Genomic DNA, 14,625 nt, shown 5'->3' with positions numbered 1-14,625 from the left:
CGGCATTTAGACCATTGTGCGCGGCAAGAGCAAACAAGGAACTCCCGTCATGTCCAATGATGCCGCCCGCTACTCCCGTGTCATGCTAAAAATCTCGGGGGAGGCGCTGATGGGCGACCAGGGGTTCGGCCTGCATCCGCCCACCGTCGAGCGCATCGCGAAGGAGATCCAGTCGGTCCATGACCTCGGCGTCGAAATCTGCCTCGTGATCGGGGGCGGCAACATTTTCCGGGGGTTGCAAGGCAGCGCCCAGGGGATGGAACGGACGACGGCGGATTACATGGGGATGCTGGCGACGGTGATGAATGCGCTTGCCATGCAGGGCGCACTGGAAAGCCTGGGCGTCTTCACTCGGGTGATTTCCGCGATCACGATGAACGAGGTGGCGGAGCCCTATATCCGCCGCCGCGCCATCCGGCATCTGGAGAAGAAGCGCGTCTGCATCTTCGCGGCGGGCACCGGCAACCCCTATTTCACCACCGACACAGCCGCCACCCTGCGCGCGTCGGAGATGGATTGCGAGGCGATCTTCAAGGGCACCAAGGTCGACGGCGTCTACGACAAGGACCCGGCCAAGCACGCGGATGCCAAGCGGTACGAGACCGTTACCTATGACGAGGTCCTGGCGCAGCATCTGGGGGTCATGGACGCTTCGGCCATTGCACTGGCGCGGGAAAACGATCTGCCGATCATCGTCTTCTCCCTCGACGCGCCGGGCGGGTTCCGGTCGATCCTTGCGGGCGAGGGGACGTTTACGAAGGTGGTGGATTAGGTTAACTTTTTTCGAGATATGCGATCATTTCATCTGTGCGCCATATCGTAACGGGTAAAATCTGCTTGGGGTTTCATGGCCACGCTTGATCCTTATGCGCTCTACGACCTCTTTTATTTCGTAGGTCGACACATGCGTTCGACCTCGCCCGAAAGCGTTATCGAGGTAACGCAAGTTGGTGACGACGTGGAAATTCAGATTCTGACGCCCGAGACAGCGAACGATCCGCTCGCGGTCCGGTCCACCGTCGTCCTTTCTGGCGAGGGGTTAAGTGTCGTTGACGGTCGCATCGTAAGCGGGACGGTGGACCGGCTGGATTTCTATGTCCGCGACTACGAATTCTATGCCGGCGCTCTTTTGGATTTCGATTATGATGGTCTTCTTTTCCAAGACCTGGTGACGGACTGGGACAACGGCATCTGGACCCCGATGTGGGAAGCACTCATTCCGACGCTTGTAGCGGTACAGGGCGGTGACGATGATGAGTTGTTTGAGAACAACCAATATTACAACGTCACCTACGTCGATCTGGGTGGCGGCAACGACCGCTACGTACATGTGAATTTCCACGAATTCGAACCAATGACGATCCATGGCGGTGAAGGACGGGACAACCTCGTCTGCGACTATCGCGGTGGCCTGAATACCGTGAACCTCCAAGAGGGGTACTTCATCGACACGATGGGCGTTCGTCACACCATATCGGGTTTTGAGATTGTCAACGGTGGTGGTTCGATGGACCTGATCATCGGGGCCAACGGTCAGGAGAACTTTCTGTTTGGCGGGCAGGGGTCCGACACCATTCATGGCGGCGACATGAATGATGTCATATCTGGTCAGGATGGGTCTGCAGATCTGCTTTTCGGATATGCTGGGGATGACGAGTTTCAGATCCAGGGTAATGACACTGTCTACGGCGGTGAAGGCAGCGATACCGTTGTGTTATGGTGGCTTTCCACCGCACCCAGCACGATCGACCTTGAGGCGGGATCGGCCTTTCAATTCATACGGACGGACGCCGAGCTTCACAGCATAGAGAATGCCACGACCGGCAGTGGAAACGATCAATTGTTCGGCAGTTCAATCGGAAACACGCTTGACGGGTTTGATGGCAACGACACGATTGATGGACGTGGAGGCGCCGACACGTTGATAGGCGGCAAAGGTGACGATGTTCTGCTTGGCGGTGCGGGCGACGACGTATTGATGGGTGGTACAGGAGCCAATGTTCTGACCGGCGCAGAGGGTTCGGATCACTTCGTTTTTCTCACTGGCGAAGCGGACAATGTCGTTACTGATTTCGAAGCAGGGGCGGACAAGCTGGACTTAAGCGGGTTCGTCGGGAATGGAGAGATTCTATCCATGTTCTTCGGCGCAGGGTACGACCCGCGGCAAGTGTGCCACGTCCCAGAGGACTTGGCGTACGTTTTCATTTGGGCCAGCCAGGTGGGCGATGACGTTGTGTTCTGGAATGGAATGCCGGCGCGCGACGTGTCCGATCGGACGCCGTTGGTGACGCTGCAAGACACCGATCTTTCGTTGCTGACGTTCGATGATTTCATCTTCTGACTTCGACACATGTGTCGGATCAACCCCCGCCTCAGGGACAATCGCGGGATTGGTCACCTGAGGATCACAGGTTGGCTGAAGGGAACCCTGAACGAGTATCACGCTTTGCCGACGAAAGTCTCGTAGCGGTCAAATCGCACAAGCAGCATAGCGCGGGGCCTTTCAAGGCGCCTATCGCGTAGAGGTGTTGCCGATGCGCGCCTGCACGGGTTACAAGCGACGAAACGCGCAAACAAAAACAGGCTTCACCTAATGTCAGACGAATTCATGCTCGACACCGACGATCTGGAGCGGCGGATGGAGGGGGCGATTGCATCGCTTCGCACCGAATTCGCCTCCCTTCGGACGGGGCGGGCCAGTGCTTCCATGCTGGAGCCGGTGATGGTTGACGCCTACGGTGCGCTCACGCCGATCAACCAGGTGGGCACTGTCAATGTGCCCGAGCCACGGATGGTGACGGTCAATGTCTGGGACAAGGGTCTTGTGGGCAAGGTGGAGAAGGCGATCCGTGAAAGCGGGCTCGGCATCAACCCGCAGCTCAACGGCACGATCATCATGCTGCCGATCCCGGAACTGAACGAGGAACGCCGTCGCGAGCTGACCAAGGTCGCCGGGACCTATGCGGAGAATGCCCGCGTCGCGATCCGCAACGTGCGCCGCGACGGGATGGACCGGATCAAGAAGGCCGATATCTCGGAAGACGATGCGAAATTTTGGGAAGGCGCGGTGCAGGAACTGACCGATACGTTCATCAAGCGCGTGGACACATCGCTGGACACCAAGCAAGAAGAGATCATGCAGGTCTGAGAGCCGGTCGCGATCGGCTGGCCCGGCCCGCGTGGCCGTGGCGAGAGTGGACTTTCGAGGGGCAAGCGCCCATCTGAGCCCAACGACGCCGACCACCCGCCCAGGACCAAGACGGACGCCCCCGAAAGGACGCCCCATGCCCGACACCGAAAACTCCCCCAACCACGTGGCCATCATCATGGACGGCAACGGACGGTGGGCGCAGATGCGCCATCGCCCGCGCCTGATGGGCCACCATGCGGGCGCACGGCGGGTGCAGGAGGTCGTGCGCGCCTGTCCGGATCTGGGGGTCAAGTACCTGACGATCTTTGCCTTTTCGACCGAGAACTGGAAACGCACCCAGACGGAAGTGGCGGGGCTGATGAAGTTGTTCAAACGCTATATCCGACGCGAGGCCGCGAGCCTGTTGGAAGAGGGCGTGCGCGTCCGCTTCATCGGGGATCGCGTGCGGCTGGAACCGGCATTGGTCGACCTGATGGACGGGCTGGAGCTTCTGACGGCGGACAATGACAAGGTGCATCTTACCATTGCGCTGAATTACGGTGGCCGGGACGAGGTGGCACGTGCCGCCAAGCGCCTGGCCTATGACGTGTCCATGGGCAAGCTCGACCCGAAGTCGATCTGCGACGAGACCTTTCCGAAATACCTCGACACCCACGTGCTGCCCGATCCCGACCTGGTGATCCGCACCAGCGGGGAGGCGCGGATTTCCAACTTCCTGCTGTGGCAATCGGCCTATGCGGAATATGAGTTCATCGACACGCTGTGGCCCGATTTCACCAAGGACATCTTTGCGGAGGTCGTGGGGCGGTTCGGGACACGGGAACGCCGGTTCGGCGCCGTCACGGTCTGAGGCGCGCGATGGCAGGCGGCCCGAAATTCGCGGACCTGCTGCCGCGCATCGCCTCGGCGTTCGTGCTGCTGAGTGTTGCGGGATTGGGCCTGTGGCTTGGCGGGCTGGTGCTGGCCGTGCTCCTGTCGATCTTCGGCGCGGTGATGCTGTGGGAATACTTCCGCCTGATCATTCGCCTGACGGAACCCTATGCGATGGGGGCCACGATCATCACGTCGATCCTATTGGCCATCGCCCTGATCCTCGAGGATCGCCTGACCGTGGGGGCGGAGGTTCTGGCCCTGTCGCCGGTCGCGGTGGGCGTGCTGGTCGTGACGATGATCGCGGTGATGATCCCGGTCCGCAAGAGCCGGTTGGAGACGCTTTTCGGCGCGATGATCCCGCTGGCGACGTTCCTGTTCTTCTATCTGCACCAATCGGCCCCATTGGCGATGTGGCTTGTCGTGGCGGTTGTCATTTCCACCGATGTGGCGGGGTATTTCTTCGGCAAGCTCATCGGCGGGCCGAAATTCTGGCCGAGCCTCAGCCCCAACAAGACGTGGTCGGGCACCGCGTCGGGATGGGTCATGGCGGCGCTGATCGCTGTGGTCGTCAGCATCCGCGCCGATGATCCGTTCCCGACGATGATCGTGGCCGTGATCTTCCTTGTGGCCGTGGCCTTCGCCGCGCAAATGGCCGATATCGCGGAATCCGCGCTCAAGCGCAGGGCGGGGGTCAAGGACAGCTCCAAGATCATCCCCGGCCATGGCGGGGCGCTGGATCGCTTCGACGGGATGTTGGGCGGATTCCTCGTTGCCGGGCTGGCCTTCGTGCTGGCCGGGTTTACGGTGTCGTTGTGAGCGGGGCGCGCCGGATCTCGATCTTTGGCGCGACCGGGTCCATCGGGCAGAACACCATAGACCTGGTCGCGCGGGACGCGGATGCCTACGACGTCGTGGCCCTGACCGGGGCCAGCAATATCAAGCTATTGGCCGACGATGCGAAGCGATTGGGCGCGCAGGTCGCGGTGACGGCGGAGGAGGCGCTGTTGCCCGATCTGCGCGACGCGCTGGCCGGGTCCGGGGTGGAGGCCGCGGCGGGGGAGGCCGCGCTTCTGGAGGCGGCGGATCGCCCGGCCGACTGGATCATGTCGGCGATTGTCGGGGCGGCGGGGCTGGCCCCCGGTTTCCGCGCGCTGCGCCATGGCACGACCCTCGCGCTGGCCAACAAGGAAAGCCTCGTGACCGCCGGTCCGCTTCTGCTGGCTGAGGCCACGGCGAACGGGGCGGACATCCTGCCCGTGGACTCCGAGCATTCCGCCGTCTTCCAGGGCCTTGTCGGCGAAGACATCGCGGCGGTGGAGCGGATCATCATCACCGCCTCGGGCGGTGGCCTGCGCGATTGGCCGGTGGAGGCGCTGGCCAACGCCACACCCGAAGATGCCGGCGCGCATCCCAATTGGGACATGGGCCAGCGCATCACCATCGATTCCGCGTCGATGTTCAACAAGGCGATGGAACTGATCGAGACGAAGGAATTCTTCGGGATCGCGCCGGACAGGATTGAAACGGTGATCCACCCCCAAAGCATCGTTCATGCGCTCGTGGGGTTCTGCGACGGGGCGCTGATGGCGCATCTGGGCCCGCCCGACATGCGCCATGCCATCGGCTATGCGCTGTACCACCCGGACCGGGGCCATATCCCCGTGGCGCGGCTTGACCTTGCGCAGATCGCGACACTGGAGTTCCACGCGCCGTGCGACATCCGCTATCCCGCGCTGGGGCTCGCACGGCAGGTGATGGAGACGGGCGGGGCGGCGGGCGCGATTTTCAACGCGGCCAAGGAAACCGCGCTGGACGGGTTTCTGGCCCGTCGGATCGGCTTCATGGACATGAGCGCCATCGTCGAGGCGACCCTTGACGCTATGTCGTCAAAGATCAGCCTTTCAAATGCCCCAGCTACCCTTGAGGAGGTCCTGCAAACGGACCAGATTGCACGGGACACGGCCTGGGCCGCAATCGAGCATCACGAGACCCGAACCTGAAAAGGGCACGCGCATATGGATTTCCTCCCCGGCTTCGGAAGCTTCGGCTTCACGCTTCTGGCCTTCATCGCAGCCTTGTCGATCATCGTGGCGATCCACGAATACGGCCATTACATCGTCGGGCGCTGGTCCGGCATCCATGCGGAGGTCTTCTCCATCGGGTTCGGCCCCGTTCTGTTCAGCCGCGTGGACAAACGCGGGACGCGCTGGCAATTGGCGGCCTTGCCCTTCGGCGGCTACGTGAAATTCCTGGGCGACGCCAACGCGGCCTCTGCCGGGGCGGACGGGGCGGTCATAGACGCCCTTGATCCGGCGGAACGGCGACGCTCCATGCCCGGCGCACCGCTTTGGGCCCGGGCCGCGACGGTGGCCGCGGGTCCGATCTTCAACTTCATCCTGTCGATCCTGATTTTCGGCGGCATCGTCCTTCTGGGCGGGCGCGCGGCGGAGGAGGCGCGGGTGGGCGCCCTGGTGCCGGTACCCGAGGAGATCATCACGCTGGAGCCCGGCGACCTGATCACGGCGATCGCAGATGAGCCGGTGGAGACCCTGTCGGATGTCTATGAGCTTGGTCGCAACCTCACCCCGGCGGAGACGCTGATCTACGACGTCGTCCGGGATGACACCCCGCAACGGGTGGAGGCCGCATTCCCGCTTCTGCCCATCGTCCGCTCCGTTGCGCCGCAATCGGCGGCCATCGCGGCGGGCATCGAGGAGGGCGATGTCATCATGTCCGTGGACGGCGAACGCATCTTCGCGTTCAGCCAGTTGCGGGAGGCGGTCGACGCCTCCCAGGGGGACGAATTGCAACTGACGGTCTGGCGCGCGGGTGAGATGCTCGACCTGGCGCTCAGCCCGCGATCCACCGACCTGCCGACCGAGGACGGGTTCGAGACGCGCTACTTGATCGGCATCACCGGCGGCCTGATCTTCGAGCCGGAAATCGTGTCCGTCAGCCCATGGGACGCGATTTCCTACGGGTTCAGCCAGACCGGGTTCATCATCGAATCCTCCCTGTCCGGCCTGTGGCACATCATCACCGGCGCCATTTCGACCTGTAACCTGCAAGGCCCCATCGGCATTGCGGAGACCTCGGGTGCGGCGGCCAGCCAAGGTCTTGATAACTTCATCTGGTTCATCGCGGTCCTCTCGACCGCCGTGGGCTTGCTGAACCTGTTCCCGATCCCGGTGCTGGACGGTGGACACCTGATTTTCCACGCCTACGAGGCGGTCACGGGCAAACCGCCCTCGGACAAGGTGCTGCGGGTGTTCATGACGATCGGCCTGACGCTGCTGCTGTCGCTGATGCTGTTTGCCCTGACCAATGATCTGTTCTGCCCCTGATGCCGGGCCTGTAGCGTCGCAGTCATATGCGGCGCATTCCGGGGCGGTAGGCGTTAAAACTCCATCCCCCGACCACAGTGTCGTCACATTTGGACGCGACATTGGGAACAACGGAAAGACAAATCCTTGGACGTGACCCGATGCGTATTCTTGCAGACAGCTACCGCGGCGTGACCCAGCTTGTGATGCTGAACACCGACCGCTTTTTGACGCCGCTTCTGATCGTTGCGGCCCTGACCCTTGCAGGTTGGGTTCTGAGCCTGACGCAGCCCTTCTAAACCCGGCTGAAATCAACGAATTGGACGTGTGAGACGGCGGCGGAGCAATCCGGCCGCCGTGCTGGATTCGCCACAGGTTGTGATAAACCTTGCCCACGCCACAACCCATGCGCCACATCGGTTTGACTACCCCCATCCCGCACGATACCCAGAACGGGTCTGCAATTTATCCTAGGGGTGGGATACTATGGCCCGTGTTGTGGTTACGCGTCTGTTCGAGCGCATTTGCCATCTGGCTGCTCCGGTCGCTTTGGTCCTGTCGCTTGCCGTCATGGCAGTCCCCGTCACCGCGCAGACATTCAGCTTTTCCAATTTCGACGTGCAGGGCAACGAGCGGACAAACGATGCCGGTGTGCTTCAGGTGGCCGGAATCTCGCCCGGAACCGCGGTGTCCGCGGGGCAGGTGAACGACGCGCTGCAACGCTTGCAGAATTCGGGCCTGTTCCAGTCGGTCGAGGTCGCGCCACGCGGAAACACGCTGGTCATCACCGTGGTCGAATATCCCACGGTCAACCGCATCGCCATCGAAGGCAATCGCCGCCTGGACGATGAGGAGCTTCTGGCCGTCATCGAATCCACGCCTCGCCGCGTCTATTCGCCCATCACCGCCGAACGGGACGCTGCCGCCATCGCGGAGGCCTATCGCCTGACCGGGCGCCTTACGGCGGTCGCGACACCGCAGATCATCCGCCGCTCCGACAATCGCGTCGACCTGGTCTTCGAAGTCTCCGAAGGGTCGATCGTAGAGACGCAGCGCATCGCCTTCGTGGGCAACCGTGATTATTCCGACCGTCGCCTGCGGCAGGTTCTGGAAAGCACGCAAGCGGGCCTGTTCCGCGCGATCATCCGGTCGGACACCTTCATCCAGGACCGCATCGCGCTGGACCGTCAGCTGCTGACGGATTTCTACCAGGATCGCGGCTACATTGATTTCGAGATCCTGTCGGTGACGCCGGAATTGAGCCGCGACCGCGGCGCATATTTCGTCACGTTCAACATCCGCGAGGGGCAATCCTATCGCATCGGGAACCTGTCGGTCCGGTCGGAGCTTCCCGGTGCCGATGCTGCGATGTTCCAGCAGGCGATCCGCGTGCGCCCCGGGGTCCGTTACAGCCCCCGGATCATCGACAACCAGATCACCCGGATGGAGAATCTCGCCTCCGACATGGGCCTGCGCTTCGTGCGGATCGAGCCCAACGTGATCCGCGACGATGCCAACCTCATCATCAACGTCGAATTCGTCATTTCCCGCGGCGAGCGCGTCTTCGTGGAGCGCATCGACATCGAGGGCAACCAGACAACGCTGGACCGGGTGATCCGTCGCCAGTTCGACGTGGTGGAAGGCGATCCGCTCGACGCCCGCCAGATCCGCGCCGCCGCCGAACGCATCCGTGCCACCGGCTTCTTCGCCGACGTGCAGGTCGAAGGTCGCCCTGGCACCTCGCCCGAGCAGGTGATCGTTGATGTGGATGTGGAAGAGCAGCCCACCGGCTCGCTCGGCTTCTCGGCCAGCTATTCGACCGATACCGGCGCGGGCCTTGCCGTGAACTTCTCCGAAGAGAACTTCCTTGGCCGGGGCCAGGCGCTGGCGATCAGCTTCAACACGGTGGGGGACGGGCAGTCGCTCAACTTCTCCTTCGAGGAGCCCGCATTCCTCCGCCGCGACCTGGCCCTGGGTCTGAACGCCTATTACGGCGTGACGCAGCAGCAGGGGAATACCAATTTCGACACAGTCCGCTACGGAGCTGGCGTCGGCTTGGCTTTCCCAATCAGCGAGAATGGACGATTGCGGCTGTTTTATAACTTCGCCCATGACGAAGTGTCCGCGCTCGACAATACGGGCACTGTCAACTCCTTGATCCTGCTGAACGAGCCTCTTGAGGCCGACACGTCCGCAGTTGGCTTCACCTATAGCTTTGACAACCGCTCGACGGGCCTGAACCCCAATGCCGGTATCGCACTGAGCTTCACAGGCGAATATGCAGGCGTGGGCGGTGATACCGAGTTTATTCGGACACAATTTCTAGGGATCGCGGAAACCCGGGTCGCTCGTGAGGAAGTGACTTTGCGTGCGACGGTTGAGGCGGGCGCGATCAATTCTCTCGATGATGGTACGCGCTTTGCAAACCGGTTTTCGCTCAATTCCCGGCAGATGCGGGGCTTTGAGAGCGGCGGTTTGGGCCCACGCGATCTTGGAGCGGATAACGAGAACTTCCTGGGCGGCAATTATTTCGCCGTGGCGCGGTTTGAGGCGGCCTTCCCGCTTGGTCTGCCCGAGGAATATGGCATCTCGGGCGGTGTGTTTGCCGATGTCGGCTCCGTCTGGGGGTTAGACGACACGGCCGGCCACGCCACGGTAGACGACAGCTTCTCGCTCCGCTCCGTCGTGGGTGTGTCGATCTTCTGGGACACCGCACTCGGGCCGCTTCGGTTCAACTTCACCCATCCGATCGAGGTCGAGGATTACGACCGGACCCGCCAGTTCGACTTCACGGTTGAGGCGCGTTTCTGAGCGTGATGCACCGGCCCTTTGCCCTTCTTCGCGCCGCCGCCCTCGGGTTGGCGGCGCTTTGCATGACCGGTCCCGCGCTGGCGCAGGACGCGCAATTGCCGCGTCTGGGTGCACCGCCTGCGGGAGGTATCTTGGTGCTCAACCAGGATCGGGTGCTGCAACAGACGCAATTCGGCCAGCGCATCCAGACGGAGCTTGAAGCCGCGTCCTCAAGTCTGGCCGCCGAGAACCGGCGGATCGAGGCGCAGTTGACCGAGGAAGAGCTGGAGCTGACGGAATTGCGCCCCACCATGGAGCCGAGCGCGTTCCGCACCCTGGCCGATGAATTCGACGAGCGTGTGCGCGGCATTCGCGCGGCCCAGGACGCCAAGGCGCGCAACCTGCAATCCCAGTTCGACGCCGCGCAGCAACGGTTCTTCGAGGAGATCGTGCCCGTCCTTCTGGACCTGGTCCAGGCGCGGGGCGCGGCGGTTCTGCTCGACAGCCGGTCGGTCCTTTTGTCGGCGGGTTCAGTGGATGTGACCGACGCGGCCATCGCCGCCATCGACGAGGCCCTTGGCAATGGCGGTGACGAGCCCCTGATCTCCCTTCCCGGTCAGGATGAGGCCCCGCCCGACCCGGACTGACACCGCGCCTTGCCGCGCGGGGGTGGAGTTGCTAACCCGGTTCGACCGAATATGAAACAGCCAGGGGCCCTGCCATGCATGGTGACGTCCAGACCACTGCCGATATCGACCTGATCCAGCGGATCCTGCCCCACCGTTATCCGTTCCTGATGATCGACAAGGTGCGGGATATCGACGGGTTCAAATCCGCCGTGGGCATCAAGAACGTCACCATCAACGAGCCGCATTTTCAGGGCCACTTCCCCGGTGTGCCGATCATGCCCGGCGTCACCATCGTGGAGGCGATGGCCCAGACCGCGGCGGTCATGGTGGGGGTGTCCGCCGATCTGGCCGACAAGAATTTCCTCGTCTATTTCATGGGTATCGACACCTGCAAATTCCGCCGCAAGGTGGTGCCCGGCGATGTGTTGGAGCTGCATGTGACCGCCACTCGCGGTAAGCCTGGTGCGAAGGTCTGGAAGTTCGAGGGGCGCGCGGAAGTGGGTGGGGAACTCGCCTGCGAATGCGCCTTCACCGCGATGATGGACCTGCCCACGGAGGCAGGCTGACATGGCCATCGACGCCAGCGCGCAGATCCACCCAAGCGCGGTGATCGAGGACGGGGCCAGCATCGGCCCCGGCTGCCGGATCGGCCCGTTCTGCGTCGTCGGACCCGAGGTGTCGCTTGCGGCGGACGTGGTGATGAAATCCCACGCCATCGTCACCGGCTGGACGGAGATCGGGGAGGGGTGCGAGATCTTTCCCTTCGCCAATATCGGAGAGATCCCGCAAGACAAGAAATTCGGCGGCGAACGCACACGCCTGATCGTGGGCAAGCGCAACCGCATCCGCGAGGGCGTGACGATGAACACCGGCACCGAAGGCGGCGGCGGTGTCACGCGGGTCGGCGATGACGGGCTGTTCCTGGCCAATTCCCACGTCGCCCATGACTGCATCGTGGGCGACCGTGTCATCATGGTGAATTCGTCCGCACTGGCGGGCCATTGCGTAGTGGGCGATGACGTGATCATCGGCGGGCTGTCGGGCGTGCATCAGTTCGTTCGCATCGGGCGCGGCGTGATCGTGGGCGCGGTTACGATGGTGACGAATGACGTGATCCCCTACGGCCTTGTCCAGGGGCCGCGCGGGCGACTAGACGGGTTGAACCTTGTGGGGCTGAAGCGGCGTGGCGTGGCGAAGGCCGACATCACGGCCCTGCGCGCGGCGCTGCAGGCGCTCAAGCAAGGCGAAGGCGCGAGCTTCCAGGAACGGGCCCGCCGCCTTGGCGAAAGCGAGGAAATCGACAGCGAATACGTGCGCGAGATCGTGGACTTCGTCCTCGGTGACAGCGACCGATCCTACCTGACACCGGAATGACAACGATGCGGGCGATCCTTGCGGGCAGCGGCGTCTTGCCGAACCTGCTGCTTCAGGCGGAGCCGGCCTATGTCGTGAAGTTCCGCGGCGTGCAGGTGGCGCCGTTCAAGGCCCCCCCGATCAAGGCCCGGTTCGAGGCGTTGGGCCGCCTATTCGACGATCTGCGCGCCAAGCATGTCTCGGAAGTTTGCCTTGCCGGTGCGATGTCGCGCCCGTCGCTGGACCCGGTGGCGTTCGATCCGTTCACCGCCAAGCTGATGCCCACGCTCATGCAGGCCATGGGGCAGGGCGACGACGCGCTGTTGCGCGCCATCATCGAAGTGATCGAGGGGCAGGGGTTCAAGGTCATCGCCGCCCATGAGGTGCGTCCCGATCTGGTGGCGCAGGCCGGTGTGATTGCGGGTGCAAAGGTCGGGTCAGAGGATGCCGCGCGCGGCCGCGCGGTGCTGGAGGCATTGGGGCCGCTTGATGTGGGGCAAGGCGCGATTGTCGCCAAGGGGCAGGTCTTGGGGGTGGAGACATTGCAGGGCACGGACGCGATGCTGGAATTCGTGGGACGCACCCGGCCCGGATCCGGTGGCATCTTCGTCAAGCGCCCAAAGCTGGGTCAGGATCTGCGCGTGGACATGCCCGCAATCGGGCCTGACACGATTCACGCCGCGGCGCGCGCCGGCCTTTCGGGGATCGAGATTGCGACGGGCGAGGTTCTGATCCTCGACCGCGCGGCCGTGACCGAGGCGTGTCTGCAAACCGGCATGAACCTCTGGGCGGGGCCGTGACGCCGCGACCCGTTACGCTCTTCCTCGTGGCCGGAGAGCCGTCCGGCGACCGTCTGGGTGCGGCGCTCCTGCGCGGATTGGGCGAGGCGGGGGCCGATGTGACGGCGTCGGGCGTCGGCGGCCCGGCCATGGCGGCGGAGGGGCTTGCCTCCCTCTTTCCCTACGACGAACTCGCGGTGATGGGGATCGCCGAGGTGCTGCCGAAATACCGCGCGCTCAAGCGGAGGATCGCGCAGACGGCGCAGGCCTTCCTCGACAGCGGGGCGGAGGCGCTTGTCACCATCGACAGCCCAGATTTCTGCCTGCGGGTGGCCAAGATCGTGAAGGCGGCCCGGCCCGAGACCATCACAATCCACTACGTCGCGCCCTCGGTCTGGGCATGGCGCCCGAAGCGCGCGACGAAGATGGCCCGCGTGGTGGACCATGTTCTGGCGCTTTTACCGTTCGAGCCGCCGTATATGGAAGCGGCGGGGATGAGTTGCGATTTCGTGGGCCATCCGGTCGTGACGGAGCCCGTGGCCACGGCGCCGGACGTGACCGCGTTTCGGGACGAAAACGGTATCGGGGCGGCAGAGAAGCTGGTGCTTGTCCTCCCTGGATCTCGCCGGTCGGAAGTGACGCGGCTTGCGCCGATCTTCGGGGCGGCTTTGTCGGGCATCGACGCGCGGCTGGTCCTGCCGACCCTGCCGCATCTGGTGGCGGAGGTGGAGGCGGTGACGCGGGGCTGGTCGCCGCGCCCGATCATCTTGGCCCCCGAAGGAGATGCAGACCCGAGCTTCGCCGCAAAGAAACGCGCGGCGTTCGCGGCGGCCGACGTGGCACTGGCCGCATCCGGCACCGTGTCGCTGGAACTGGCCGCCGCCACCACGCCCATGGTCATCGCCTATGACATGAACTGGCTGACCCGGTTCATCGTCAAACGCGCGATCCAGGTCGACACCGTGACCTTGGTGAACCTGGTGTCGGAGACCCGCGCCGTGCCGGAATTCCTGGCGGAGAAGTGCAGACCGGATGCCATACGCGAGACGCTCGACCGCATATTGGCGGGCGACGGCGCGGATCAACTGGCCGCGATGAAGACGACGATGGACCGTCTGGGCCGGGGCGGTCCGCCGCCGGGCCTGCGGGCGGCGCAATCGGTTCTGCGCGTCCTCAGCCGGTGAAATCCGCGTCGATTGCCCCGCACATCCGCTGCAGCACGTCGGGCGCAATGGGGAAAATGTGGCGCGGCGTTCCGGCGGCGGCGTAGACCGTGGCGAACTCCGACAGGCGCGGGTCCCACCAGGCGCGGATCGGGTTGAGATGCCCGATGGGCGCGACGCCCCCGATGGCGAAACCAGTCTGCGCCCGGATCAGCGCGGCGTCGGCCTTGCCAAGCGGCTCCCCCGCGACGTCGCCGGCCTTGGTCGCATCCACCTGATTGCTGCCTGCGGTCACGAACAGCACCGCCTCGCCGGAGGTTTCCGCCCGGAAGATGATGGATTTTGCGATCTGGTCGATCTCACATCCCGCCGCCCGTGCGGCCTCGGCTGCGGTGCGGGTGCCATCGGCCATCTCGACCACGTCTGCCGCGATCCCGGCCTCCTCAAGCGCGCGCCTGACCCGTTTGAGTGACTTCGACATGTCCGTGATCCCTTGCCAATCCGGCGGACCCTCGTAAGGATCGCACGCGCCGACAAGACCCGGCCCGTAACAGGATATCCGCG

General features: G+C 63.7%; 15 protein-coding genes. 14 read left to right on the top strand and 1 reads right to left on the bottom strand.

The features are described from left to right. Positions 1 to 49: 49 nt before the first annotated feature. From pyrH to lpxB, 14 genes are all read left to right on the top strand, one after another. Positions 50 to 772 carry a UMP kinase gene (gene pyrH, locus KUW62_RS08365; RefSeq protein ID WP_224815034.1) on the top strand — a complete coding sequence of 241 codons (723 nt, stop codon included), beginning with the start codon at positions 50 to 52 and terminating at the stop codon, positions 770 to 772. Positions 773 to 847: 75 nt separating this feature from the next. Next, positions 848 to 2,341 (top strand): calcium-binding protein, encoded by a 1,494-nt coding sequence (locus KUW62_RS08360; RefSeq protein ID WP_224815033.1) that lies wholly within the window; start codon positions 848 to 850, stop codon positions 2,339 to 2,341. Positions 2,342 to 2,593: 252 nt separating this feature from the next. Further along, on the top strand, positions 2,594 to 3,148 hold the full coding sequence (gene frr, locus KUW62_RS08355) for a ribosome recycling factor (protein ID WP_224815032.1): 555 nt from the start codon (positions 2,594 to 2,596) through the stop codon (positions 3,146 to 3,148). A 136-nt stretch (positions 3,149 to 3,284) separates the two neighbouring features. Beyond that, positions 3,285 to 4,001, top strand: coding sequence for a polyprenyl diphosphate synthase (gene uppS / locus KUW62_RS08350; protein ID WP_224815031.1), 717 nt, complete (start codon positions 3,285 to 3,287; stop codon positions 3,999 to 4,001). An 8-nt stretch (positions 4,002 to 4,009) separates the two neighbouring features. Further along, positions 4,010 to 4,840 carry a phosphatidate cytidylyltransferase gene (locus tag KUW62_RS08345; protein WP_224815030.1) on the top strand — a complete coding sequence of 277 codons (831 nt, stop codon included), beginning with the start codon at positions 4,010 to 4,012 and terminating at the stop codon, positions 4,838 to 4,840. Beyond that, the gene (gene dxr, locus KUW62_RS08340) at positions 4,837 to 6,024 is read left to right on the top strand and encodes a 1-deoxy-D-xylulose-5-phosphate reductoisomerase (RefSeq protein ID WP_224815029.1); all 1,188 of its coding nucleotides are present in this window, start codon (positions 4,837 to 4,839) and stop codon (positions 6,022 to 6,024) included. Before KUW62_RS08345 ends, dxr begins: the two co-directional genes overlap by 4 nt. A gap of 15 nt (positions 6,025 to 6,039) precedes the next feature. Continuing rightward, on the top strand, positions 6,040 to 7,368 hold the full coding sequence (gene rseP / locus KUW62_RS08335; protein ID WP_224815028.1) for an RIP metalloprotease RseP: 1,329 nt from the start codon (positions 6,040 to 6,042) through the stop codon (positions 7,366 to 7,368). Between the two features lie 140 nt (positions 7,369 to 7,508). After that, on the top strand, positions 7,509 to 7,646 hold the full coding sequence (locus tag KUW62_RS08330) for a hypothetical protein (protein WP_224815027.1): 138 nt from the start codon (positions 7,509 to 7,511) through the stop codon (positions 7,644 to 7,646). A gap of 187 nt (positions 7,647 to 7,833) precedes the next feature. Next, positions 7,834 to 10,158 (top strand): outer membrane protein assembly factor BamA, encoded by a 2,325-nt coding sequence (gene bamA / locus KUW62_RS08325; protein WP_224815026.1) that lies wholly within the window; start codon positions 7,834 to 7,836, stop codon positions 10,156 to 10,158. Between the two features lie 5 nt (positions 10,159 to 10,163). Then, positions 10,164 to 10,784, top strand: coding sequence for an OmpH family outer membrane protein (locus KUW62_RS08320; protein ID WP_224815025.1), 621 nt, complete (start codon positions 10,164 to 10,166; stop codon positions 10,782 to 10,784). A 74-nt stretch (positions 10,785 to 10,858) separates the two neighbouring features. Then, on the top strand, positions 10,859 to 11,332 hold the full coding sequence (gene fabZ / locus KUW62_RS08315) for a 3-hydroxyacyl-ACP dehydratase FabZ (RefSeq protein WP_224815024.1): 474 nt from the start codon (positions 10,859 to 10,861) through the stop codon (positions 11,330 to 11,332). Between the two features lies 1 nt (position 11,333). Then, on the top strand, positions 11,334 to 12,140 hold the full coding sequence (lpxA, locus tag KUW62_RS08310) for an acyl-ACP--UDP-N-acetylglucosamine O-acyltransferase (protein ID WP_224815023.1): 807 nt from the start codon (positions 11,334 to 11,336) through the stop codon (positions 12,138 to 12,140). Then, the gene (locus KUW62_RS08305) at positions 12,137 to 12,919 is read left to right on the top strand and encodes an LpxI family protein (RefSeq protein ID WP_224815022.1); all 783 of its coding nucleotides are present in this window, start codon (positions 12,137 to 12,139) and stop codon (positions 12,917 to 12,919) included. Before lpxA ends, KUW62_RS08305 begins: the two co-directional genes overlap by 4 nt. After that, a complete protein-coding gene (lpxB, locus tag KUW62_RS08300; protein ID WP_224815021.1) occupies positions 12,916 to 14,082 on the top strand; it encodes a lipid-A-disaccharide synthase in 1,167 nt (388 codons plus the stop codon). The genes KUW62_RS08305 and lpxB overlap by 4 nt, the downstream gene beginning before the upstream one ends. Here lpxB and KUW62_RS08295 read toward each other — a convergent pair. After that, on the bottom strand, positions 14,072 to 14,542 hold the full coding sequence (locus KUW62_RS08295) for a YbaK/EbsC family protein (RefSeq protein ID WP_224815020.1): 471 nt from the start codon (positions 14,540 to 14,542) through the stop codon (positions 14,072 to 14,074). The genes lpxB and KUW62_RS08295 overlap by 11 nt on opposite strands. Positions 14,543 to 14,625 lie beyond the last annotated feature (83 nt).

The organism is Hasllibacter sp. MH4015 (genome assembly GCF_020177575.1).
Classification (GTDB): domain Bacteria; phylum Pseudomonadota; class Alphaproteobacteria; order Rhodobacterales; family Rhodobacteraceae; genus Gymnodinialimonas.
This window is presented reverse-complemented; position numbering and strand designations above follow the sequence as displayed.